This is a genomic window from Synechococcus sp. CC9311 (genome assembly GCF_000014585.1).
In the GTDB taxonomy this organism is placed as follows: Bacteria; Cyanobacteriota; Cyanobacteriia; order PCC-6307; family Cyanobiaceae; genus Synechococcus_C.
Map to the genome: position 1 here is coordinate 2449169 of NC_008319.1, position 22160 is coordinate 2471328.

Sequence of the window (22160 nt, forward strand, 5' to 3'; positions counted from 1 at the left end):
AGCGCTAGTATCAAATGATCGGCAAGCAAACCTATGGATCTTTCCAAGCCAGCTACCCAGGCCAACATCGAAGCGGCCTTTGGTGGCGAAAGCATGGCCAATCGCAAGTACCTTTTCTTTGCTGATGTCGCCAAGAAACTCGGCCGCACCGATCTCGCCAAGCTCTTCCGCGACACCGCCGCCCAAGAAACAGAGCACGCGTTTGCTCACTTCCGCCTGCTTCATCCGGAGCTCGTGTTCAGCGACCCCAGTGCGCTCAGCGACGACGACAAACAGGCCTTGCTCACACGCTGCCTTGAACTTGCCATCGAAGGCGAAACCTACGAATACACCACGATGTATCCGGAGTTTGCTGAACAGGCCCGCAACGATCGCGATCACGGAGCTGAAGCGGAGTTCAACGAACAAACCAGCGAATCGAAAGATCACGCAGGCATCTTTAAAACAGCTGCCAAGAACTTCGGACTGCTCACGCCCATCGAACAGCACCATGCCGAGTCCTATGGCGTTGCCCTTGAAGCGCTACAAGGCAAAGGCCAAGCGGGACAGACCGATGAGCCGATAGCCGGCAAATGGATCTGCAAGGTCTGCTCGATGATTTACGACCCTGCAGAAGGCGATCCCGACTCCGGAATTGCGCCCGGCACACCTTTTGAAGCGATTCCAGATGATTGGTCTTGCCCTATTTGCGGTGTTCGCAAAGCCAGCTTCGTGCCTTATCGGGAAGCGGAATTGAAGTCCGCCTGACGCTCGCCCCAGGCGTGCAGATCATCAAGCACTGGCAATAACTCACGACCGAGGTCCGTCAACGCGTATTCCACCCGTGGCGGCACCTCGGGATAAATCGTTCGCACCACAACGCCAGTAGCCCTCAAACTCAACGCTGGAACCCACGCTCTCCGCACCTGAAGGCTCAGCAATAACGGATAGTTCTGCGACGCCAGCCATGTCCTGAAAACAAAGACATCAGGCAAAATTCAGCGTGCATGGTGGAGATTCTGGAAATGAACAAAGCAAAAGCAAACATGAGCGATGTTTTGGTGATCAGCGCAAGCAACGGCGAAAACCTCAAGCTGGCCCAGCGCTTCGTTGAGACGGCAGCGACCCTGGGCCAGTCAGCCAACCTGCTCGATCTCACGACCATCGACCTGCCCTTGTTCACCCCCAGAGCCCAAACACAAGGCACACCAAAGGCGATTGCTCCGCTCGAGGCCCAACTGATGGCCTCTCCCCGTTGGGTGATCTGTGCACCCGAATACAACGGCTCGATTCCGCCCTGCCTCACCAATGCCATTGCCTGGCTGTCTGTGCAAGGCGACGACTTCCGGGCGCTGTTCAACGGCAGGCCAGTCGTCATCGCCACCTTCTCAGGAGGCGGAGGCATGGAACTCCTTCTATCTCTTCGCATCCAGCTCACGCACCTCGGTGCCGAAGTTGTGGGTCGTCAATTACTCAGCAATCACTCCAAACCAGCGAAGGACGAGAGCATCCAGGACCTTCTGCAACGCCTAGGGCAAAAACACCCGATTCAATGACTACGTCCCAAAGCACAACCCATCCAGCACTGGTGTTCCGTCCAGCCCAAGAACGCTTTCACAGCGTTCTTGACTGGCTCGAGTCATGGCATAGCTTTTCCTTCGCGGGTCATCACGATCCCAACTGGATGAGCTTCGGACCTCTACGCGTCGTCAATGACGACACGATTTCTGCCGGTCGTGGGTTTGGCATGCATTCCCATCGCGACATGGAGATCATCACGGTGATGGTCGAGGGGGAACTCCAACACCAGGATTCGGCCGGAAACCATGGCGTCATTCAGGCTGGAGATGTGCAGCGCATGAGCGCCGGAACCGGAATCATGCACAGCGAAATCAATCAAAGCGACCAAACCTGCCGGTTGCTGCAGATCTGGATCGAACCCAGCCAACAAGGACTCGATCCCGCCTATGAGCAAAGAAAGATTGCCCTAACCGATCAGGAATGGATCCCAGTGCTGGATCCAAACAACAGCGAAGCCATGGCGATTGCGCGACCGATTCAGCTCTGGCGCCTACGGCTTGCCCAAGGCGAAAGCATCCAACTTCCAGAACTCGCCTATCCACAGGCCTGGATTCAGATGATCAACGGAGCGATCTCGATCTCAGGTGGAACCGCTGCAAATCTTTGCCAAGGCGATGGGCTTGGATTTCATCCAACCCAAGCAGAGATCAACCAAATCCACTCCTCGAGCAATCAAACCGACTTACTCCTGTTTGGATTGATCTAACCGAGTAAATATCGGTACAACAGGTCCAAACCATTTGCTGTATCAAATGCCATCAAATCAACTGTCATTGCAGCTTTGGCAGGCCGAATATCTCGCCGAAAGATCAAAAGCAGGCAAACACTGACAATCAAAAAGCAAAATCTATAGAAAATCAGTTGCTAACGCTTAAATTTGCTTTTTCGCCTTGAAATAACATACATAACATTCCATTAACCCCAGCCTCCATGGGATTTCTTGGCGAACCACAATTCGCAGTGCGCTATCGCGGATTCATCCTGCTGCAACAACCGAATCAGAGTTGGTTGGTTCGACCAGAACGGAGCCCCATGCAACTTCTACCTTTTAGAACATCAATCTGTTCGATCGATGACGCAAAATCTCTAGTGGACTGGAAACTCAAGGCCAGCCATAACTTTATTGAAGCAGCCTAAGTAAATTTTTTAAGCCGCTTGTGGAGGCGTCGGTGATCCCTGGGGCTGTAATGGCAACACCAGAGTTGCCCAACGCTCAGGGCGCTCGGGGCGTACTCGGCGGGAACGACGCACTCCGAAAGGAACGCGCACCACATTGGTGCCCTCAATGGCAAGAGTATGGCCACGTCCTAACGCTGCCTGCAGGCACTCTGGAAGGTCAGGCAACTCAAGAGAATCGCCTGCTGCAGCTGGAGTCAAGGTCCTTTGACCGTGAATGTTAAAAATGTCGCTGCTCATGTTGCCTCCTGAGACGGAGCAATTGCCGATCAGTGTGCAAACGGGTCAGCATGCGTGGTTGAAATCGAAACTTTTATTTCCGATTTCAGTGAACTTACCGCATTGCAACGGGTTCGGCCATCTCTTCAACGCTTGGACACGTGCAAATTAGATTTCGATCGCCAAAGGCGTTGTCGATGCGTGCCACTGAAGGCCAAAACTTGTTGCTGGCTTGCTCAGGAAGCGGAAATGCAGCCTGCTGCCGGCTATAGGGACGATCCCAGCTGTCAGCGGTGACCGCAGCCAAGGTGTGCGGTGCACGGCGCAGAGGGTTGTTCTCCCGATCACTGGATCCATCTTCGATTGCTGCAGCTTCAGCGCGGATCGCAATCATCGCGTCGCAGAAGCGATCCAGCTCTTCCAAACTCTCGCTTTCAGTGGGTTCCACCATCACCGTGCCCGCCACAGGCCAACTCACCGTGGGGGCGTGAAAGCCAAAGTCCATCAAACGTTTCGCCAGATCATCCACTTCCAATCCTGCGGTTCGCTTCAGGCCCCGCAGGTCAAGGATGCATTCATGGGCCACTAGCCCACTCTCCCCTCGAAACAGCACTGGGTAGTGCGCATCCAAGCGACTGGCTAAATAGTTGGCGGAGAGAAGTGCGATGGCAGTGGCCTGACGCAGACCATAAGGGCCCATCAAACGCAAATACATCCAACTAATTGGCAAGATGCCTGCACTTCCCCAAGGAGCAGCGGACACGGGCTGAGTTGCCTGCTCTCCACCACAATCCATGAAGGGATGTCCTGGCAAAAACGGCAGCAGATGCGATGCCACCCCAATCGGACCGACACCAGGCCCACCACCACCGTGAGGGATGCAGAAGGTCTTGTGCAAATTCAGGTGGCAGACATCAGCCCCAAACGAGCCAGGCCTGCAAAGACCCACCTGCGCATTCAGATTGGCTCCATCGAGATACACCTGCCCACCGTGCTCATGCACAAGCGCACAGATTTCGCGAATACGCACCTCAAACACTCCGTGCGTTGAGGGGTAGGTGACCATCAAGGCCGCTAGGGATGCGCTGTGCTGCTCCGCTTTGGCGCGCAGATCTTCCACATCCACATTGCCTTCGTCATCGCAGGCCACCGGCACAACGCGCATGCCCGCCATCACAGCGCTGGCTGGATTGGTGCCGTGGGCACTCGTTGGGATCAGGCAAACATTTCTGGAGGTCTCGCCACGGGAGTGATGCCAGGCACGAATCACGAGCAGCCCTGCATATTCCCCCTGCGATCCAGCATTGGGCTGGAGCGACACACCTGCAAAACCAGTGAGTGCAGCCAACCACGTTTCGAGGTCCTCAACCATTCGCTGAGACCCCCTCTGCTGATCCAAAGGAGCAAAGGGATGCATCCCAGCAAACTCGCGCCAACTCACAGGAACAAGTTCTGAAGCCGCATTGAGCTTCATCGTGCAACTCCCTAGGGGGATCATTCCGTGCACCAAAGAAAGATCCTTACTCACCAATCGCTGGATGTAGCGCATCAGCTCGGTTTCACTGCGGTATCGGTGAAACACCGACTGTTGAAGCCAGGACTCTCGGCGACAAGGAACAACATTCAAAAGTGGGTCGCTGCTCAGCTCACCGAGAGTCGAGGGGACAGGAGCATCAACCGCTTGGGCCAAAACCGCAATGAGACGGGTGATCTCGTCCAAGTCCGAGAGTTCATCCAGGCTGATTCCAAATCCCTGAGCCGTCTCGACTGAGGCGCCATCAGGCAAAACACGAAGATTGATGCCTTCAACTGCTGCCAGGCGATGGACCTGCGGAGCCATCGATCCATAGACATCAAAACTGTCAAAACGAGGCTTCGCCTCAAGCGAATAACCCAACTGACGCACCGCCTGTTCGAGCTGAAGTCGAAGCGCCACAAGCTTTTGAGCCATGGCCTCCAGCCCTTCTGGTCCGTGATGGATGGCATAAAACGACGCCATCACAGCCAGCAGCACTTGGGCCGTACAAATGTTGCTCGTAGCTTTGTCGCGTCGGATGTGCTGCTCGCGCGTCTGCAAAGCCAGCCGAAACGCTGGCTGACCATCAGCATCGCGTGACTGGCCGACAATCCGGCCAGGAACCTGGCGGCGAAATGCATCGCGGGTGGCAAAAAACGCGGCATGGGGACCGCCCCCGCCCATCGGCACACCAAAACGCTGGGTGCTTCCAACAGCGATGTCGGCACCGAGCTCACCAACCGGTGCGAGCAGCACCTGGGCAAGGGGGTCCACCGCCACGGTGACAAGGGCACCGCTGTCATGGGCAGCAGAGATGCAGGCGGACGGATCCCAAAGGCGCCCACAACGGCCTGGTAGTTGGAGCAAAACCCCAAAGACATCGTCACCCCACCGGAACGCCTCCGGCTCCACCACCTCCAGCTCCACTCCAATAGGTAAGGCCCTGGTTTGCAAAACGGCCAATGTCTGGGGCAACACAGCGGCGTCCACCAAAAAGCGCTTGGCCTCCTGCCGGCGACAGGTGGACAAGCTCATGGCCATCGCTTCTGCTGCGGCAGTGCCTTCATCGAGCAGCGAGGCGTTAGCGATCGGTAAACCAGTGAGCTCGCTGATCAGGGTCTGAAAATTGAACAGAGCTTCCAGGCGACCCTGTGCGATCTCAGCTTGATAAGGCGTGTAAGCGGTGTACCAAGAGGGATTTTCCAGCACCTGACGCTGGATCACCGCTGGTGTCACCGTGTCGTAGTAACCCAAGCCAATCAGCGATCGTCGGACCTGATTGGCGTCAGCCAAGCCACGCAGTTCAGCTAGAGCACTGGCTTCAGTGCAACCACGGGGAAGAGCCTCAACAGGGGGCAATGCATCGAAAATATTTGCGGGGACAACCGCGCGCAAAAAGGAATCGAGATCTTTAAACCCAAGCGCTTTCAACATCCGCTGTTGCGCCTGCTCTCCCGGTCCGATATGCCTGCTTACGAAAGGAGACAGTGGCTCAGCCACCGACGCGTCAGACACACGCTGTTCAAGCAAGGTCAAAAGGCCGGTTGCGGTGACGGCGACTGTAAGGAAGTCCCCGCCGCATCGACGACCCAATCAAGCTTCCGTTATGCAGCCGCCACCTTGGCGGAGTAAGTCGCGGAATCCATCAACTCTTCAATCTGGGCAAGTTCTGACGGGCGAATGACCAGGAGCCAACCCTCCCCATGAGGATCGTTTTGAAGCTCCTCAGGATTGGCTAAGACTGCTTCATTGCGCTGAATCACTTTGCCCGTGATTGGCGCGTACATCTCCTCAACGGCCTTCACCGATTCCACGGTTCCAAAGCTGGTTCCACGGCTGAGATCATCCCCCACCTCTGGCAGATCCACGAACACAATGTCACCGAGCTGATCAACGGCATAGGCGCTCAGTCCAACCCGCACAAGCTCCGCTTCCTGTCGGACATATTCATGACTGTCGGCGAACCGAAACTGGTCGGGGAAGTCGAAGGCCATCGGGCCAGGGGATGCGGTTGCTAACCAGTCTGCGCCAGATCAACCCAACCTGCCGTCATCAACGCGCAAAGAGCCCTGATCAGAGCCAGCTCGACATGGGAGCGATGGGTTCCTCCTTGCACATAGAGATTGAACGGCTCTCGCAGGGGAGCATCCGCAGAAAATTCACTGGTGCTGCCATCGATGAAGGTGCCGCCGGCCATCACCAAATCACTGGCATATCCAGGCATCGGCGCAGGCACCGGGTCGAGATAGGAGCCCACGGGTGAGACCCCCTGAAAAGCCCGACAAATCAATTTCAAGGCGTCTGGGTTTCCGATCTGCACCGCCTGAATGAGATCACTACGGGGCTCCCCTGCAGAAGGCTGGACCGGATAGCCAAGATCAGCAAACACAGCCGCCACCAAATCAGCACCGATCAAGGCTTCCGCCACCATCTGCGGCGCAAGAAACAAGCCCTGCAACAGCAAGCGATGCAGGTCAAAACCGCTACCGCCCTCGCTCCCAATTCCTGGTGCTGTCAGCCTGCAGCAGGCCTGTTCCACCAAGGAAGCCCGACCTGCCACGTAGCCCCCTGCTGGAGCGATGGTGCCACCGAGATTCTTGATCAACGAACCAGCCACTAAGTCGGCACCGACCTCAGGAGGTTCCCGCTCTTCGACAAGCTCCCCATAACAGTTGTCCACGAAACAAACGCAATCGGGCTGGCGGGCATGAATACGCTCACAGAGGCGTTCGATCGTGTGGATGGAGAGCGATGGGCGCCAGCTGTAGCCACAGCTGCGCTGAATCAACACCAGCTTGCGAGGGGTCTCTAAAGCCGCATCCAAAGCCCCCTCATCGACCGCTCCAGAGTCGAGCAGGGGAAGTTCTTCGTACTGCACGCCGAAGTCACGGAGAGATCCCTGCCCCTCTCCCCTCAAGCCAATCACCTCTTCAAGGGTGTCGTAAGGACGGCCCGTAATCGAGAGCATCCGCTCCCCAGGGCGCAACACCCCGAATAGAGCTGCAGCAATCGCATGGGTGCCACTCACAAACTGAAGGCGCACAGCTGCAGCTTCAGCACCCAGCACCCTGGCAAAGACACGATCAAGCACCTCTCGCCCCTGATCGCCATGGCCATAGCCGCTCACAGACGCGAAATGCTGGGTCCCAACTCGCTCAGCAGCGAAGGCATTCAGCACCTTTTCCAAGCGAACCGAAACACCCGCCGTGCGTTGCTCTGCCATGGGCCTGAGCCGATCTCTCGCTTGCAAAATGCGCGCTCGCGCCCACTCCTCAACGGTCGCAGCAGCCATTGCGCCATCCACAGGATTTGAATCCATCTCTCCTTAGTTGCACTTTTTGTGCTGAATTCTTTTACATTCGCACTTTCCAACCGACTCAAGATTCGCCGGCTTCTCGTCGCCTGAATCTTCAGATCCGGTGCACGGAGACTCTTTTGGTCACATCCACCCCGGCTGACGCCAGCACCCAACGCGAGTTGCGCATTCGCGCAGCCGTGATGGCACCGCGTCAGATGCTTCCCTCACACCAGCGCCGCCTTAAAGGGGGGACCACCAGCTTCATGGTTGTCATCCACGTGCTGGCAACGGTGGCCTTACTTCCACGCTTTTGGAGCTGGCAGGGTCTGGTTGCCTTCGGCGTTTTGTATTGGACGACCGTGCTGGGCGTAACCCTGGGTCTGCATCGGCTGGTGGCGCACCGCAGCTTTGAAGTGCCCGGCTGGCTTGAGCGGGTTCTCGTGGTGATGGGCACCCTGGCCTGCCAGAGCGGACCGATCGATTGGGTGGCGTTGCATCGCCACCATCACCGCTTTTCGGATCAACCCAATGATCACCACGATGCGGGACGGGGATTGTGGTGGAGTCACAGCGAGTGGATGCTCCACGACATCCCTGCGTTGAAAGAAAAGCATCGCTATGCGGGCGATCTGCTGAGTGATCGTTTCTATGTATGGCTTGACCGCTGGTTCCTTGTGCTCCAAATCCCACTGGGGTTAGCTCTGTATTGGTACGGAGAAACAGCAGGAGTACACGGTGGAGGAGTTGGTCTCGTTCTGTGGGCCATCCCCTTACGTCTCGCCGTTGTGTATCACGTGACTTGGTTGGTGAATTCCGCCACTCACGCCTTTGGCTACAGGAATTTCAACAGTCCTGATCTTTCACGTAACTGCTGGTGGGTGGCCGTGCTGTCCTTTGGAGAGGGCTGGCATAACAACCACCATGCCTATCCAAATAGCGCCCGCCACGGGCTTCGTTGGTTCGAATTCGACATCACGTGGATGCACATTCGTCTGCTTCGCAGACTTGGACTCACGCGCAAAGTGCGACAAGCCCGCTACATCGGCTAATTCTCTCGAGTTTCCATCAAGGGGAGACGACTGCGCAATTCCTCAAGGAAGGCTGCCGGCGTCTCCCCGTTTTGACCGCCCAGAGCGAGATAGGTGGCGTGAAGATCGAGAAACTCCCCATCAAGTTCTTCGGCTGTGTAATCACGCAAACCCGCCATGACGGCGGTAAAGCGTTCACGGCGTTGCATTTTTCCTACTGGATAAGCGTTCATCAACTGATCGCGACACTGACGCCACGACTGCCCTCGGCAGAGACAATCCGCGAGCGCTGCACTCAAGGGGGCCGCCTCCACGGGATCAATGCGCCAATCGAAACCCGGTGGCAAAGGAGCGAGGCCTACAAAGATCTCCAATAACTGTCCTGCACCCAACGGTTTGCCATTAGCGCTGACAACAGGCACAGCGCTCACTTTGAGCACCTTGAGTAGATCGGGATGCACCTCAGCGAGATGCTCTTGGATCGGATCCAAGCCCGCATCGAGGATCGCATTGGCCTGCCCGAGAGCCAGGAACACCTCGGGACCGGGAGAGGCAAGCTTGCCGTTGCGCAAGTTCGAAATTTGGGAGTTGTGGACACGACCGAGATCGAGGGCATCCGCGAGGGCAGGCAACACCTTGTGAGACCAACCATTGCGCTCATGCCAGACATGGATCAAGTGCGCCATCGCTCGACGGCCCTCATCGAGCCGATCCCGGTAACCCTTGGTCACATGATCAGAAACGGCTTCTTCCTTTGTCACTTGATACGGATCCTTATTGGGTGTAAATTATGGACATCAAGCGGATTAGCCATGGTTTCAAGCACGATCAGAACTCCGTCGCCGCCCAGTCGGCCGGCAGCTTCGCACCTGGCAGTTGCTCAAGCAAGCCTTCTTCGTCGTCCACGCAAAGGCGAGCCTGCAACCAGCCCTAAAAATCACCAACATTCCGTCACGATTGGATTCATGATCGTGATCCACGCCCTTGCGGCTGTGGCTCTTCTGCCTGGTTTCTGGAGCTGGCCTGCTGTGACCAGCCTGCTGGTTCTGTACTGGGTTACAGCCTGCCTTGGAGTCACCCTTGGCTATCACCGCCTACTCACACACCGATCCTTCCGTCTACCCCTTTGGCTGGAACGCTTTTTCGCAACCTGCGGGGCCCTGAGCTGCCAACACGGTCCGATCGACTGGGTGGGGCTGCATCGCCATCACCATAAGTTTTCCGATACGGATGCAGATCACCACAACAGCCATCGCGGGTTCTGGTGGAGCCACATGGGTTGGATGTTCCACCCGATCGAAGCCATGCCTGCAGTGCCTCGCCTCACCGGCGATCTCTTGAGCGATCCCTATTACCGCTGGCTAAATGCCCATTTCCTCTGGCTCCAGCTCCCCCTTGGCTTGCTGTTGTTCTGGATCGGCACGGCCACAGGTGCTGGCGGTTGGGCCTTGGTGATGTGGGGCATTCCTTTGCGCCTGGTGGTCGTCTATCACGTCACCTGGCTTGTGAACTCGGCCACTCATTGCTGGGGCAACGTCGTCTATGACAGCGGTGACGCATCACGCAACAACAAATGGGTTGCGGCGCTCACCTTCGGCGAGGGCTGGCACAACAATCACCATGCCTTCCCCCACTCCGCACGCCACGGCATGCAGCCAGGTCAGATCGATCTCACCTGGGAACACATCCGCCTCTTGCGCGCGTTAGGGCTCGCAACCAAGGTCCGCCTACCGGTCGCGTCGTAAACTTCGCAATCGCTTCTCATCTTCAACCTCTTCTAAATCGCCATGGCCAAGCGCGTACAAGTCGTACTCAATGAGGACATCCTCAGCCTGGGCCGCAATGGCGATCTAGTTGACGTTGCACCCGGATACGCCCGGAACTTCTTGCTTCCTTTCGGCAAAGCTGTTCCCGTCACCCCTGCGGTGATGAAACAGGTAGAGCACCGCAGGGCCAAGGAAGCTGAGCGTCAAGCCACCCTCAAGCAGGATGCCGTAGCGTTCCGCACCGCTCTCGACACGATCGGACGGTTCACCGTGAAGAAGCAAACAGGTGGAGACGACGTGCTGTTTGGCACCGTGACCAATGGCGATGTCGCCGAAGCGATCGAATCCGCCACTAAGAAAGAAGTAGATCGCCGCGACATCACTGTTCCCGACATCCATCGCACGGGCTCCTACAAGGTGCAGGTAAAGCTGCACAGCGAAGTCACCGCAGAAATCAATCTCGAAGTCGTCAGTTATTGATTCTTGGCATGGGCTTCACGGCCAGCCAGAGTGTGATGACTTAACGGCGCCAGTTCACTGCCATGGTGAGTGTCTCCCAACCTGATCACAGCGCGAGTGAAGGTGGGGGACAGCGGGGCTTCGGCAAGGGCCGTCAACGCGATGAGCCCAACTTCGAAGCCCTCCCCGACTCGCTTCCGCCCCAAAACTTGGAGGCGGAAGAAGCGGTTTTAGGTGGGATCTTGTTGGATCCCGACGCGATTGGCCGGGTTGCCGACGTGCTCCAACCCGAGGCGTTCTATCTGGGAGCCCACCGGGAGATCTTCCGCACCGCGGTGATGCTCCATAGCCAGGGCAAACCCACCGATCTCACCGCGATGTCCGCCTGGCTGGCGGATACGGGATCACTCGAGAAAGTTGGCGGCAGCGGCCGCTTGGTGGAGCTGGTGGAACGGGTGGCATCCACGGCCTCGATCGAACAGGTGGCCCGGCTGGTGATGGATAAGTTCCTGCGCCGTCAGCTGATCCGTTCCGGCAATGAGGTGATTCAGCTGGGCTTTGACCAAAGCCTGCCGATGGAGCAGGTGCTGGATCAGGCCGAACAGAAAATTTTCGCCATCAGTCAGGAGAAACCGTCCAAAGGGCTCACACCCACCGCCGAAATCCTCACCAGCACGTTCAACGAGATCGAAAGCCGATCGCTTGGCACCTCGGTGGCGGGCATTCCGGTGAACTTCTACGACCTGGATGCGATGACCCAAGGCCTGCAGCGCAGTGATCTAATCATCGTGGCGGGCCGCCCAGCGATGGGCAAAACCTCAATCGTGCTCAACCTTGCCAAAAACGTGGCTCAATTGCACAACCTTCCGGTGTGCATGTTCAGCTTGGAGATGAGCAAAGAGCAACTCACCTACCGCCTGCTGTCGATGGAGGTTGGAATCGAAGCGGGCCGCCTGCGCACCGGCCGGCTGCAACAGGAGGAATGGCCCTTGCTGGGCCAAGGCATCAACACCCTGGGGCAATTACCGATGTACATCGATGACAAGCCCAACTCAGGCGTCCTCGAGATGCGCTCGCTCTGCCGCCGACTGATGGCCGAACAAGGGAAAGAGCTTGGCCTCGTGGTGATTGATTACCTACAGCTGATGGAGGGATCCAGCCCCGACAATCGCGTGCAGGAAATCTCGCGGATCACAAGGGGGCTCAAGGGCATGGCCCGCGAGCTGAACGTGCCGGTGATCGCCCTTTCTCAGCTCAGCCGCGGGGTGGAATCGCGCACCAACAAACGCCCCATGCTCAGCGACCTGCGCGAATCAGGCTCAATTGAGCAAGACGCCGATCTGGTGTTGATGATCTACCGCGACGAGTACTACAACCCGGAGACCCCAGACCGAGGCATCACTGAAGTGATCGTGACCAAGCACCGCAACGGTCCCGTTGGCACCGTGAAACTACTGTTTGAGCCGCAGTTCACTCGCTTCCGCAACCTGGCCGCCTGAGCGAGGAGCCGGCATAGGAACTAAAACAATGAAGATATGAGCTTCAGCCCTCCCCCCACCGAAGTCTTCGACGTGATCGTCGTAGGGGGCGGTCATGCCGGTTGCGAGGCTGCAATCACGGCTGCTCGCTTGGGGCTAAGTACCGCCCTTTTTACTCTCAATCTCGACCGAATCGCCTGGCAGCCCTGCAATCCTGCCGTTGGTGGACCGGCCAAAAGCCAGCTCGTGCATGAGGTGGATGCCCTTGGTGGGGTGATCGGCCGCCTCGCCGATGCCACCGCCATTCAGAAACGGGTACTGAACGCCAGCCGCGGCCCTGCCGTGTGGGCCCTACGTGCCCAGACCGACAAACGCCATTACTCAAGAGAGATGCTGCAACTGCTGCATCACACCCCCAACCTGGCCCTGCGCGAAGCGATGGTGACCGGCCTCGAAGTGGATGGGGATCCAGAGCCAGCAGGACAGGCGCGAATCACAGGGGTTCGCACCTACTTCGGTAGCGTCTACGGCGCCCAGGCCGTAGTGCTTACCGCTGGCACCTTCCTTGGCGGTCGCATTTGGGTGGGCCATCAATCGATGTCTGCCGGGCGCGCTGGGGAACAGGCTGCAGAAGGACTCACCGACGCCTTGAAGCAGCTGGGCTTCCAAACCGATCGGCTCAAGACCGGCACCCCTGCCCGTGTTGATCGGCGCAGCATTGCGCTCGACCAACTGGAAGCGCAACCGAGCGATGCCGCCGATCGATTCTTTTCATTTGACCCAACGGCCTGGGCCAGCGGCGAACAGATGAGCTGCCACATCACCCGCACCACAGCGGCAACGCATCAGCTGATCAAAGACAACCTGCATCTCACCGCGATTTACGGCGGCATCATCGACAGCAAAGGACCGCGCTATTGCCCCTCGATCGAAGACAAAATCGTGCGCTTTGCCGACAAAGACTCCCACCAAATTTTCCTGGAACCAGAGGGACGTGACACCCCAGAGATTTACGTGCAGGGCTTTTCTACGGGGTTGCCAGAAACGATCCAATTGGAACTGCTGCGCACCCTCCCAGGCTTGGAGCAATGCGTGATGCTTCGGCCGGCCTATTCCGTTGATTACGACTACCTTCCCGCAACCCAACTCAAACCCTCTCTGGAGACCAAACGGGTGCGGGGGCTATTTAGTGCTGGGCAACTCAACGGCACTACTGGATATGAAGAAGCCGCGGCCCAAGGCCTTGTCGCTGGCCTCAACGCTGCCCGTCTCATCGGAGGGCAAGAGCCCGTGCACTTCCCAAGGGAAAACAGCTATATCGGCACAATGATCGATGATCTGGTGAGCCAAGACCTACGCGAGCCTTACCGGGTCTTGACCAGCCGCAGTGAATACCGCCTTGTGTTGCGTGGTGATAACGCCGACCGACGCCTCACCCCCCTGGGCCGTGAGCTTGGACTGATTGATGACCGCCGTTGGCAGCTGTTCAACGACAAGCTCCAGGCCATGGAAGAAGAAAAACAACGCCTTGAGACTGTTCGCCTCAAGGTCAGCGACCCTGTCGCATCAACCGTTGAGAAAGAAAGCGGAGCTCCGATTCGAGGCTCGATCACGCTCGCGGATCTCTTACGTCGATCAGGCGTCCACAGCTCTGATCTTGTGCGCCATCGCCTAGCCGATGCCGAACTTCCCCTAGCGGTGAGAGAGGGCGCAGAAATCGACATTAAATACAGCGGCTACCTGCAGCGCCAGCAACAACAGATCGATCAAGTCAAACGCCAAAGCCTGCGCAAACTCCCCGCCGATCTCGATTACGCCAGCATCGGCACCTTGTCGCGAGAAGCGCGCGAAAAGCTCACTGCCATTCAACCCACCACTTTGGGCCAGGCCACACACATTCCTGGGGTTAGCCAAGCAGATCTCACGGCCCTGTTGCTTTGGCTGGAACTACAAAAGCGCCGATCCCAAAAGAGTGAAAGTCTCGCCAGCAGCACCAACTCTCGATAACTTTGCCTCAACCAAAGGTTTGCAGTGCCCTCTCGCCTCCCCACATCCACGGCGTATTGGAATCTGCGCGCTGAACAGGTCATGGATCAGGTGTTCCAAGAAGCGGAACCCTCCCTGAAGGCCGTTGAGATTCAAGTGGAACCGGCACCAGATCCAGCCAATCGCCCCGTTGCGGATCCTCTCCCAACAACGCCTCGCAGCACTCAGCCGTGGCAGCAGTTCACCCTGATCGGCGTGACGCTCGGAGCCCTGCTCTGTAGTGCTTGGTTGGCACGCAATTGGCAGCTCTCCGAGCAAGCCCTCTATCGCGAGCGCAATCTGGCTCTTACTGAGAAGCTCAAAGCAGGTGTCACCCCTACCTCCTCTGCCTCTGCATCTCCCAAACCAGAGCAAGCTGAGGTTTTGACCACCCTGCCCAGCCTTGAACCGCTCACGCTGCCGCTCAGTACAGCGATTGCGCCTGTCAAAGCCTTATCCGACGCCTCTCCATCCAACTCAGATACAAGTGCTGTAGTGCCAGCTCCGATGAGCAAGCCTGCTCTCGTGGGAGTTGTGCACGCTGAAGTGGGGGGATCGGCCATCTTCCAATTAGACAATCAATCGCTCTCTGCAACGCCTGGCGACAGCATCGGCAACAGTGGCTGGTCATTGGTGAGCATTTCCAGCACAGGTGCAGTGATTGAACGCAACGGTGAACGCCAATCCCTCTCGATCGGAGGTGCCTTCTAAATAAAAGATCCAATCAACGATCTGCCAATCGTCCGGTTCACTCAAAACGAATCAGGTAGAGACCTACCAGTTCTCAATCGTTTTCAACTGAAAAGCAAATCCACTAAAAGAAAAAGCGATTCTAGAAAAAGTGTTTCTGAAAGGCACTGTTTGTTAGCCACTCATAAGTCCTTAGATCAACTGTTTTACAGAGTTGCATTCCCTCTCATGAGAGATAAAACGAGTGGATTGCGCATGCCGTCATGCATCGACAGACATTCGCCGTATTGCTGATCGCCATTCTTGCCAGCACCCAGGCCGATGCCAAGCCTTCACGACCAAGGGATACGCCAATACTGACGAGCGTTTCCGACCTTGCACGTCTGGGGCCAAAAGTCAGACCGCTTCCTCAACACTTGTGGCCAATCAGACGTGGAGAGACGATCAGACTCCAATATCCACTTTCTTATGTTGCCCAGGAAGTGAGCCCTTACGGTTGGCGCTTTTCAGACCATCGAGATCAATGGCGCTTACATACAGGACATGATCTGATCGCGCCCTCTGGAACAGGAGTCTTGGCTGCACTCTCCGGGAAAGCATTAGTGGTGCAACCCATTTCTGGATACGGACTCACTGTCTTACTGGATCATGGCAATGGCTGGCAAACGCTTTACGCGCATTTACTTAGCGCTCGAATCAGGCCCGGCCAACTCATCCAAACCGGAGACCTACTAGGGAATGTAGGAAAAAGCGGCTATGCAACCACCGCTCATCTCCATTTTGAACTCCGTCGATTCAAGAATGGGCAGATCATGGCGATTGACCCTGCCCCACTTCTGAATCAAAACGCATTGCGTTGAGTCACTTCCAACAATTGATGACTGGCTAGACGTAAGTCAATGTACTCAGAAAAAGACAGTCAGTTGGCCTCTAATTAGACATTTATAAATTTAGATCGGTAAATCAAAGTGTAGAAACGTTGCCTTAAGCCTGAAAAAGCTGGGGGCCTGAGCCTTCCAGCCAAGAACTTCATGAAGTTGAGCGAAATCAGTGCCGCAAAGGCGCCTGATGATTGATTCATGAAACACGTCTCAATATTGGAGCTCGAGATTCCATTTAGATTTTTTGGAGCGTTAGTCGTGGGTTCTGCCCTAATGATCATGGCTCGTTCTTTTAAAGAAGCTGCATTACTTGGCGGAACCTTCCTCTGCGGACTTGGCGCCCTTGAGCTAGCCCTTCGCTTCAGTGGTTACTGAACTGGTGTCCATCCAAACGCGACCCAAGCTGATCGCCTGCGGCTCTGGTGTTCTGCGCAAAAGGTAAGGCTCGTTAGGGTGCGCCAGATTTCACTGATGCAGCAGGGTTTGCAACGCAAAGCTTCCAATATCAATCTCCCATCCGTCTCGGTGGGAGGTGCTTTCTGACATCACCTTCAGAGCTGGAATTGTCGTCTGGGCTAATACCTTCCCCCACCTGTGTATGGGAAGCACCTGCCGCAACGGTTGTGGCCGGGGATGATCCAGGGGAATTACCCGGTCCCTGGAGACTGATGCTCCTCGGAGACGGCAGTCCAACCCGTCACCTGCGCCTCCTCACAGGACATCCTGTGGCCGTGGAATTAATTGCCATGGCAGCAGAAGTAGGGGGACAGGCTTCCGCCGGCTGCCCACGCGAAGTGCAAGAACTCACGCCTCCCCTACTCCGCCGTCAAGTCTGGTTGAACTGTGGCGGGCAAACCCTGGCGTGGGCTGAAAGTTGGTGGAACCAGGACGAAGCCAACCAGCACTTACAAGACCGCAACCTGCCGATCTGGCTCAGCCTCACGCAAGGCCGATCTGAGCTCTTTCGCGAAGTGGATGGTTTAGCGCTCGTCCAAGAACCTTGGCTTGAAAAACGATTTGGCTGCTCAGGACCATTTTGGAGTCGCCACTATCGATTTTTTCGGCAAGGACGGGAGCTCACGGTGATTCGTGAAGCATTCAGCCCTGCCTTAGAAGAATGGCTAGGAGCCACTCCACGCCATCCACTTCATCTTTCTATATGAAGAAAGCCAGCGTTTTTTCCACATTCGTGCATATGAACTTGCCGAAGCTCTTGCAATCGAGACCATTTCGCTAGTTGCGATGGTTTTATGACAAGTTCCCAGTGGCTAACCCTGTCCAACCTCGGACACAGATTTGGGCTTTCAGCCAAACATTGCGGCCACGCTCTCGATCACCAAGGATGGCGCGACCGCAACGGACATCCAACAGAAACTGCAATCACAGCCGGAGCTGCCCAGCGCCACAACAACCATCATCACAGCCCCTCCAACCGCTGGAACGCTGACATCTGCTCCACCATCATCTCCCCCCATGGCCATCACCCCATCAATCGCAGCGAACAGATTGCGCAGTGGGTGACATTGCTCGAAGCCATGGAAGAAGGATCGGCCTCGGTCTCCACGAGCCTGGAGCAAATGGCCGAAGATCTGCCATTAGATCTGATCGAAGAGGTGAACCTTGAGCTCAGCAATCGAGGCTGTCGCTTTCAGGTCCAACGCCTCGAAGAGAGCTCCAGCCTCTAATCAACCCAACCTGAGTGCTTCAGCCTGCCGCCGTGCCTTATCGAGTTGCTCCTTCAGTAGGTCTTCATCGGTATGGCTGAGGTTGGTATGGATCAACCGGGCATGAGGTGCATGGCGACGCAAGCGCTCGATGACACGATCGGGCGTGGCCTCCCTCACTAACAACGCCAAAGCAGCACTGCCCTCAGGAAGGGTTTCCGCGAGTTCTTTCAAAAAGTTGTCGTTAATGCCCATGTCATTAAGCGATCCAGAGGCAGCCCCTGCACCAGCGCCAACTGCGAGACCCAGCAAAGGGTTGGCAAAGACCAAACCGATCAACAACCCCCAGAAGCTGCCTCCCATCGCTCCAGCCGCCGTCATATTGATTGCCTGACGCAGGTGAACATGACCGTCTTCGCCGTGCTCCAGCACCACCGCGTCCTCAAGCGCAATCAAATGCTCTTGCTGAATTGTGACCAACTCGCGACGGACCTCCTCAGCTTCTTGGGCTTTTGGAAAGCCCACAACCACCAAATTGCTCATACAAACAAACTGTTTTTAGAAGGTTAGAGATCAATCGTTCCAGCGATCAGCCTCCTGATCATTCCCGTCGTCTACTGGAGCGAGGCAATGGGCGCCTGGATGGGCCAGGGCCACGGGACGCAGGCTGGGACGCTGCTGCTGTTGATGGAGGGCTTGCAGAACGGGTCCAACGCTCCACACGGAAACTTTCGTCATCAGGCCAGCTGTTGTCACCCCCCCCATAGGTGGACTCGGGCTCAGGCACCGGCGCAACTAACTGCCGGCGTGAGATCGCATCGAGAGGGCGCTTACGACTTGATATCGCAATCGATTCAGCCCGCAGAGGCGGTTTCACAGGATCCCTCCAGTCCTCTTCTTCGTCCATCAGCCAATCGATCTTGTCACCAACCCAGCGGCCCACTGATTCGAGATCCATTGAAGGACGCGCACCTCCGGAAGAGCGTCGACCAGGTCGCGTGCCAGCAACACCATCCACAAGTTGGCGACCGGTTTCAATCCACTGATCAAATCGCCGATCACCAACGTCCTGACTGCGCTGCCCCTGACTGCGCTGCCGCGGTTGAAAACGTCCATCCATCTCTTGACCTTAACGACGACGCTGCTGCAGCCAACGCTCCCTTTGCCAACCGATTAACGCGATCGACACCCCACCAGCTTCTAGGACCCAAAGAAACAAATCCATCTCAATCCTGAGCGGGGGCAGGTACATAGCTGAGTAGACAACTCACATGCCAGTGACCGTCATGATGCCGATCACAGCACAACCTGCAAGCCGCTTGCCTGACCCGGCGCCGATACGGGGTCCGCTGTCCACACGTGGGGCAGATAGCAATCCAGCGGGGGGAACTCTGCTGAACCGGAAATTGATGACGAATGCTCACCTTGAACCGTGTTTGTGAGGCATTAATCGCCTCCATCTGGGCCCGAAAGCAAGGGCCATGACTCTCCCGTTGACCCAACACAAGATCCACCCAGGCGTGGATCATTTCATGACAAAGGGTGCTCTCAGTCGCGCAGCGAGGCAAAGGATCGAGCAAGGGTTTTGAGAGCACAATCTCCCGGCCAAGGGGCGGAGCCACCGCCGGGCCGCGGCGATAAAAGCCGGCCGTCTTTCGCATCCGTCCATCACTCCAGCGCAAAGCAACCAGCGGGACAGTGCCCCTTACCAGACAGCCTTCAAAGTGTTCTCGATTGAGCCTGTGAAACAGCGGCAGCAGTGGCTCGAGGGGCATGGGGACTGCGAAAAAAGCCAAACAGGACGAAAGCCGGCCCAGTCTGCCTCGTTCCTGCATCCAGTCAGTCAGAATCTGCACTCATTCGGATGCACCCGATGGAACTGGGCTTGGTTCGCGAAATCGGTAGCAAGGCTTTATTAGCAGGGGGTGGAGCGCTTCTCCTCTACTGGACAATCACGGCAGTGAAGCTCGTGCTGAGCGCCCGTGGCATCAACCCTTTGATCAAGCAGTTCTTCACGCAAGTGGCAGCGGGCAGGATCGATGCCGCTTATTTGCTGACCACCAAGAACTATCGCCAGCATGTGAACCGTCAGCAGTTCATTCGTTACTTGGCGGGTTTGAAGCTGAATCGCTTCCGCAATCTCAAATCTGGTCGCCCGAGGCTGCAGGAAGGCAACATCATCCTGACTGTGAAATTGATCGCTGAAGACAAAGAAGAGATGCCTTTGGATTTCACATTCATCAAAATGGATGATTCTTGGAAGATCGAGCGAATCGTCGCCGTGAACAGCTGAGTACGAGGCGTTGAGCAACTCGCAGCCGCCGAGATCGTCCAGCAGCTCTCAAGAGCGAGCGGAGGAATTGCGGCGCCTGCTCAATCGGGCTGCTCACGCTTATTACGTGCTCGACGCTCCGGATATGGAAGATCCGGTCTATGACCAGCTCTATCGGGAGCTGCAGGATTTAGAGCACCAAGATTCAACATTGGTCAGCGCAGACAGTCCCACCCAGCGCGTGGGTGGACGCCTGGCTGATGGATTCAGGAGCGTGAGCCACAGGATTTCCCTGTTCAGCCTCGACAATGCGTTTAACCGTGACGAGCTCCATGGCTGGTATAGCCGGTTGCTCAAGGCGCTTGATCGCACACCCGCAGCAGGATCTCCACCGCCGACCCTGCCCATGGTGGGAGAGCTCAAAATCGATGGCAACGCCCTCGCCCTGAGCTATGAAAACGGCGTACTCGTTCGGGCGGCAACCCGCGGGGACGGTGAACAGGGAGAAGAGATCACCGCCAACGTGCGCACCATCAGCTCCATTCCCTTGCGTTTGCACCTCGAACCGGTACCAGCCTGGGTGGAAGTGCGCGGGGAGGCCTTCATCCCCGATGCCACCTTTCATGCGATCAACAACGAACGCCTAAGCCGCGACGAATCTCTCTTTGCCAATCCCCGCAATGCCTGCGCGGGAACGTTGCGCCAACTCGATCCAAGCGTTGTTGCTGCAAGACGGCTGGACTTTTTCGCCTACACGCTTCACCTCCCGGACGAGTGGCAAGAGCGCCGACCGCTCACGCAATGGGATGCCCTGCAATGGCTGGGAGATGCGGGATTCAAGGTGAATCCAAATGCAGGTTTGTTGCCAGATCTTCAAGCCGTGGAGCAGTTCTTCGACACCTGGGATACAGAGCGACGGCAGCTCGATTACGCCACCGATGGAGTAGTGGTAAAGCTCAATGATTTACGGCTGCAGGATGCCGCAGGATTCACCCAAAAAGCACCACGTTGGGCGATTGCGCTCAAGTACCCAGCGGAGGAAGCTCCAAGCAAGATCCTAAGGATCAGCTACCAGGTGGGACGCACGGGAGTGATCACCCCGGTGGCCGAATTTGAACCTGTGGGTTTAGCCGGCACGAGCGTCAGCCGGGCCAGCCTTCACAACGCCGACAGGCTGGTGGAGCTCGATCTCCACGACGGCGACACCATTGTGGTGCGCAAGGCCGGAGAAATCATCCCGGAAGTGGTGCGGGTGTTGCCAGAGCTACGACCTGCACTGGCTCAACCCCTAGAGATCACCAAGACCTGTCCAGCCTGCGGATCCACCTTGGTGCGCGAAAGCAACGAATCGGCCACGCGCTGCATCAACAGCAGCTGCCCGGCGATCCTGCGTGGTGCCCTACGCCACTGGGTTAGCAAAGGGGCCATGGATATTGATGGCCTGGGTAGCAAGCTGATTGAACAACTGGTGGATCGAGGCCTCGTTCAATCGATTGCAGACCTATATCGCCTCGATATGGCCCTGCTCGGCAGCCTCGAGCGCATGGGCTCGAAAAGCGCCGAGAATTTAATTCAAGCCTTGAACGCCTCCCGCTCTCAAGGATGGGCCAAACAGCTGTACGGCCTCGGCATCCATCACGTCGGAGACGTGAACGCCAAGGCGATTACCACTGCTTTTCCCAATGCAGACAGCCTGAATCAAGCGGCTTGTCACGCACCAGAGAGCATCACTGCCATTTTTGGTGTCGGCAAAGAAATTGCTCAAAGCTTGCAGCAGTGGTTTTCCAGCCCGGCCAATCAGCGGCTACTCGATGAGTTGCGCAGCCTTGGATTCAGCCTGTCCCTCAATGAGGAAGAACAATCGCGAGCAACTACAGCGGCAGCAAACCATCACCTCACCGGTTCCACCTTTGTGCTGACCGGTACCTTGCCCACTCTCACCCGCTCTCAAGCCAAAGAACAAATCGAGGCCTGCGGCGGCAAAGTGTCGGGTTCCGTCAGTAAAAAAACCAGCTATCTCGTGGCAGGCGAAGAGGCCGGAAGCAAACTCACAAAAGCCCAGGAACTGGGGGTCAGCATTCTTGATGAGGAGGCTCTGCAGAACATGCTGAGAGGATCAACCTAAAAA

25 protein-coding genes are annotated in these 22160 nt (G+C 56.8%); 15 read left to right on the plus strand and 10 right to left on the minus strand.

The annotated features are described in order from the left end of the window. Positions 1–33 precede the first annotated feature (33 nt). Positions 34–747, plus strand: coding sequence for a rubrerythrin family protein (locus SYNC_RS15240; RefSeq protein ID WP_011620670.1), 714 nt, complete (start codon positions 34–36; stop codon positions 745–747). On the opposite strand, the gene SYNC_RS14905 is transcribed toward SYNC_RS15240, so the two are convergent. Both SYNC_RS14905 and SYNC_RS15095 read right to left on the minus strand, forming a co-directional pair. Beyond that, positions 717–857, minus strand: a complete 141-nt coding sequence (locus SYNC_RS14905; protein WP_369791620.1) for a winged helix-turn-helix transcriptional regulator — start codon at positions 855–857, stop codon at positions 717–719. The genes SYNC_RS15240 and SYNC_RS14905 overlap by 31 nt on opposite strands. Beyond that, entirely contained in the window at positions 790–948 is a 159-nt protein-coding gene (locus tag SYNC_RS15095; protein WP_237699322.1) for a hypothetical protein, read from the minus strand. Before SYNC_RS15095 ends, SYNC_RS14905 begins: the two co-directional genes overlap by 68 nt. Positions 949–986: 38 nt before the next feature. Between SYNC_RS15095 and SYNC_RS12760 the strand changes: the two genes are divergently transcribed. The 3 genes from SYNC_RS12760 to SYNC_RS12770 all read left to right on the plus strand — a co-directional run bounded on the left by SYNC_RS12760 (position 987) and on the right by SYNC_RS12770 (position 2697). Beyond that, positions 987–1535: an NADPH-dependent FMN reductase gene (locus SYNC_RS12760; RefSeq protein ID WP_148201917.1), complete on the plus strand. Its 549-nt coding sequence runs from the start codon at positions 987–989 to the stop codon at positions 1533–1535. Then, positions 1532–2266, plus strand: a complete 735-nt coding sequence (locus SYNC_RS12765) for a pirin-like bicupin family protein (protein WP_011620673.1) — start codon at positions 1532–1534, stop codon at positions 2264–2266. Before SYNC_RS12760 ends, SYNC_RS12765 begins: the two co-directional genes overlap by 4 nt. A 224-nt stretch (positions 2267–2490) precedes the next feature. After that, positions 2491–2697, plus strand: coding sequence for a hypothetical protein (locus SYNC_RS12770; RefSeq protein WP_011620675.1), 207 nt, complete (start codon positions 2491–2493; stop codon positions 2695–2697). 9 nt (positions 2698–2706) lie between these two features. On the opposite strand, the gene SYNC_RS12775 is transcribed toward SYNC_RS12770, so the two are convergent. The 4 genes from SYNC_RS12775 to SYNC_RS12790 all read right to left on the minus strand — a co-directional run bounded on the left by SYNC_RS12775 (position 2707) and on the right by SYNC_RS12790 (position 7790). After that, positions 2707–2976 carry a hypothetical protein gene (locus SYNC_RS12775; RefSeq protein WP_011620676.1) on the minus strand — a complete coding sequence of 90 codons (270 nt, stop codon included), beginning with the start codon at positions 2974–2976 and terminating at the stop codon, positions 2707–2709. Between the two features lie 94 nt (positions 2977–3070). After that, complete coding sequence (gene gcvP / locus SYNC_RS12780) at positions 3071–6007, minus strand: aminomethyl-transferring glycine dehydrogenase (protein ID WP_041426786.1); 2937 nt, start codon at positions 6005–6007, stop codon at positions 3071–3073. 68 nt (positions 6008–6075) lie between these two features. Continuing rightward, positions 6076–6465 carry a glycine cleavage system protein GcvH gene (gene gcvH, locus SYNC_RS12785; RefSeq protein WP_011620678.1) on the minus strand — a complete coding sequence of 130 codons (390 nt, stop codon included), beginning with the start codon at positions 6463–6465 and terminating at the stop codon, positions 6076–6078. Between the two features lie 20 nt (positions 6466–6485). After that, positions 6486–7790 carry a methionine gamma-lyase family protein gene (locus tag SYNC_RS12790; protein ID WP_041426787.1) on the minus strand — a complete coding sequence of 435 codons (1305 nt, stop codon included), beginning with the start codon at positions 7788–7790 and terminating at the stop codon, positions 6486–6488. A gap of 179 nt (positions 7791–7969) precedes the next feature. Here SYNC_RS12790 and SYNC_RS12795 point away from each other — a divergent pair, with 179 nt between their 5' ends. Further along, positions 7970–8818 (plus strand): acyl-CoA desaturase, encoded by an 849-nt coding sequence (locus SYNC_RS12795; protein ID WP_369791621.1) that lies wholly within the window; start codon positions 7970–7972, stop codon positions 8816–8818. Here SYNC_RS12795 and SYNC_RS12800 read toward each other — a convergent pair. After that, complete coding sequence (locus tag SYNC_RS12800) at positions 8815–9558, minus strand: hypothetical protein (RefSeq protein ID WP_011620681.1); 744 nt, start codon at positions 9556–9558, stop codon at positions 8815–8817. The genes SYNC_RS12795 and SYNC_RS12800 overlap by 4 nt on opposite strands. 51 nt (positions 9559–9609) lie before the next feature. Here SYNC_RS12800 and SYNC_RS12805 point away from each other — a divergent pair, with 51 nt between their 5' ends. The 8 genes from SYNC_RS12805 (at position 9610) to SYNC_RS12840 (ending at position 17781) form a co-directional block, all read left to right on the plus strand. Continuing rightward, positions 9610–10542 carry a fatty acid desaturase gene (locus SYNC_RS12805; RefSeq protein WP_011620682.1) on the plus strand — a complete coding sequence of 311 codons (933 nt, stop codon included), beginning with the start codon at positions 9610–9612 and terminating at the stop codon, positions 10540–10542. A 42-nt stretch (positions 10543–10584) separates the two neighbouring features. Continuing rightward, positions 10585–11043, plus strand: coding sequence for a 50S ribosomal protein L9 (gene rplI / locus SYNC_RS12810; RefSeq protein ID WP_011620683.1), 459 nt, complete (start codon positions 10585–10587; stop codon positions 11041–11043). Between the two features lie 62 nt (positions 11044–11105). Then, positions 11106–12521: a replicative DNA helicase gene (gene dnaB, locus SYNC_RS12815; protein ID WP_011620684.1), complete on the plus strand. Its 1416-nt coding sequence runs from the start codon at positions 11106–11108 to the stop codon at positions 12519–12521. Positions 12522–12557: 36 nt separating this feature from the next. Continuing rightward, on the plus strand, positions 12558–14507 hold the full coding sequence (gene mnmG, locus SYNC_RS12820; RefSeq protein ID WP_011620685.1) for a tRNA uridine-5-carboxymethylaminomethyl(34) synthesis enzyme MnmG: 1950 nt from the start codon (positions 12558–12560) through the stop codon (positions 14505–14507). A 24-nt stretch (positions 14508–14531) separates the two neighbouring features. Further along, positions 14532–15236, plus strand: a complete 705-nt coding sequence (locus SYNC_RS12825) for a hypothetical protein (RefSeq protein WP_011620686.1) — start codon at positions 14532–14534, stop codon at positions 15234–15236. Between the two features lie 242 nt (positions 15237–15478). Next, positions 15479–16075, plus strand: coding sequence for a M23 family metallopeptidase (locus tag SYNC_RS12830; RefSeq protein WP_011620687.1), 597 nt, complete (start codon positions 15479–15481; stop codon positions 16073–16075). Between the two features lie 599 nt (positions 16076–16674). Further along, entirely contained in the window at positions 16675–17259 is a 585-nt protein-coding gene (locus SYNC_RS12835; protein ID WP_369791622.1) for a chorismate lyase, read from the plus strand. Between the two features lie 87 nt (positions 17260–17346). Further along, positions 17347–17781: a hypothetical protein gene (locus SYNC_RS12840; RefSeq protein WP_011620690.1), complete on the plus strand. Its 435-nt coding sequence runs from the start codon at positions 17347–17349 to the stop codon at positions 17779–17781. Here the strand turns inward: SYNC_RS12840 and SYNC_RS12845 are convergent, their stop codons facing one another. From SYNC_RS12845 to SYNC_RS12855, 3 genes are all read right to left on the minus strand, one after another. Next, positions 17782–18303, minus strand: coding sequence for a DUF1269 domain-containing protein (locus tag SYNC_RS12845; protein ID WP_011620691.1), 522 nt, complete (start codon positions 18301–18303; stop codon positions 17782–17784). It abuts the gene before it with no gap. 58 nt (positions 18304–18361) lie between these two features. Then, a complete protein-coding gene (locus SYNC_RS12850) occupies positions 18362–18880 on the minus strand; it encodes a hypothetical protein (protein ID WP_011620692.1) in 519 nt (172 codons plus the stop codon). A 106-nt stretch (positions 18881–18986) separates the two neighbouring features. Beyond that, a complete protein-coding gene (locus SYNC_RS12855; protein ID WP_193328833.1) occupies positions 18987–19535 on the minus strand; it encodes a SprT family zinc-dependent metalloprotease in 549 nt (182 codons plus the stop codon). A 98-nt stretch (positions 19536–19633) separates the two neighbouring features. On the opposite strand from SYNC_RS12855, the gene SYNC_RS12860 reads away from it, so the two are divergent. Both SYNC_RS12860 and ligA read left to right on the plus strand, forming a co-directional pair. Continuing rightward, entirely contained in the window at positions 19634–20053 is a 420-nt protein-coding gene (locus tag SYNC_RS12860) for a hypothetical protein (protein WP_011620693.1), read from the plus strand. A gap of 10 nt (positions 20054–20063) precedes the next feature. After that, positions 20064–22157 (plus strand): NAD-dependent DNA ligase LigA, encoded by a 2094-nt coding sequence (gene ligA / locus SYNC_RS12865; protein ID WP_011620694.1) that lies wholly within the window; start codon positions 20064–20066, stop codon positions 22155–22157. Positions 22158–22160: the final 3 nt, after the last annotated feature.

What these genes read in the sequence shown, in the direction of transcription:
- SYNC_RS15240 (WP_011620670.1), top strand. Translation starts at nt 34, where the DNA reads ATGGATCTTTCCAAGCCAGCTACCCAGGCCAACATCGAAGCGGCCTTT.
- SYNC_RS15095 (WP_237699322.1), bottom strand. Translation starts at nt 948, where the DNA reads ATGGCTGGCGTCGCAGAACTATCCGTTATTGCTGAGCCTTCAGGTGCG.
- SYNC_RS12760 (WP_148201917.1), top strand. Translation starts at nt 987, where the DNA reads ATGGTGGAGATTCTGGAAATGAACAAAGCAAAAGCAAACATGAGCGAT.
- SYNC_RS12765 (WP_011620673.1), top strand. Translation starts at nt 1,532, where the DNA reads ATGACTACGTCCCAAAGCACAACCCATCCAGCACTGGTGTTCCGTCCA.
- SYNC_RS12770 (WP_011620675.1), top strand. Translation starts at nt 2,491, where the DNA reads ATGGGATTTCTTGGCGAACCACAATTCGCAGTGCGCTATCGCGGATTC.
- SYNC_RS12775 (WP_011620676.1), bottom strand. Translation starts at nt 2,976, where the DNA reads ATGAGCAGCGACATTTTTAACATTCACGGTCAAAGGACCTTGACTCCA.
- gcvH (WP_011620678.1), bottom strand. Translation starts at nt 6,465, where the DNA reads ATGGCCTTCGACTTCCCCGACCAGTTTCGGTTCGCCGACAGTCATGAA.
- SYNC_RS12790 (WP_041426787.1), bottom strand. Translation starts at nt 7,790, where the DNA reads ATGGATTCAAATCCTGTGGATGGCGCAATGGCTGCTGCGACCGTTGAG.
- SYNC_RS12795 (WP_369791621.1), top strand. Translation starts at nt 7,970, where the DNA reads ATGGCACCGCGTCAGATGCTTCCCTCACACCAGCGCCGCCTTAAAGGG.
- SYNC_RS12805 (WP_011620682.1), top strand. Translation starts at nt 9,610, where the DNA reads ATGGTTTCAAGCACGATCAGAACTCCGTCGCCGCCCAGTCGGCCGGCA.
- rplI (WP_011620683.1), top strand. Translation starts at nt 10,585, where the DNA reads ATGGCCAAGCGCGTACAAGTCGTACTCAATGAGGACATCCTCAGCCTG.
- dnaB (WP_011620684.1), top strand. Translation starts at nt 11,106, where the DNA reads ATGGTGAGTGTCTCCCAACCTGATCACAGCGCGAGTGAAGGTGGGGGA.
- mnmG (WP_011620685.1), top strand. Translation starts at nt 12,558, where the DNA reads ATGAGCTTCAGCCCTCCCCCCACCGAAGTCTTCGACGTGATCGTCGTA.
- SYNC_RS12830 (WP_011620687.1), top strand. Translation starts at nt 15,479, where the DNA reads ATGCATCGACAGACATTCGCCGTATTGCTGATCGCCATTCTTGCCAGC.
- SYNC_RS12840 (WP_011620690.1), top strand. Translation starts at nt 17,347, where the DNA reads ATGACAAGTTCCCAGTGGCTAACCCTGTCCAACCTCGGACACAGATTT.
- SYNC_RS12845 (WP_011620691.1), bottom strand. Translation starts at nt 18,303, where the DNA reads ATGAGCAATTTGGTGGTTGTGGGCTTTCCAAAAGCCCAAGAAGCTGAG.
- SYNC_RS12850 (WP_011620692.1), bottom strand. Translation starts at nt 18,880, where the DNA reads ATGGATGGACGTTTTCAACCGCGGCAGCGCAGTCAGGGGCAGCGCAGT.
- SYNC_RS12855 (WP_193328833.1), bottom strand. Translation starts at nt 19,535, where the DNA reads ATGCCCCTCGAGCCACTGCTGCCGCTGTTTCACAGGCTCAATCGAGAA.
- SYNC_RS12860 (WP_011620693.1), top strand. Translation starts at nt 19,634, where the DNA reads ATGGAACTGGGCTTGGTTCGCGAAATCGGTAGCAAGGCTTTATTAGCA.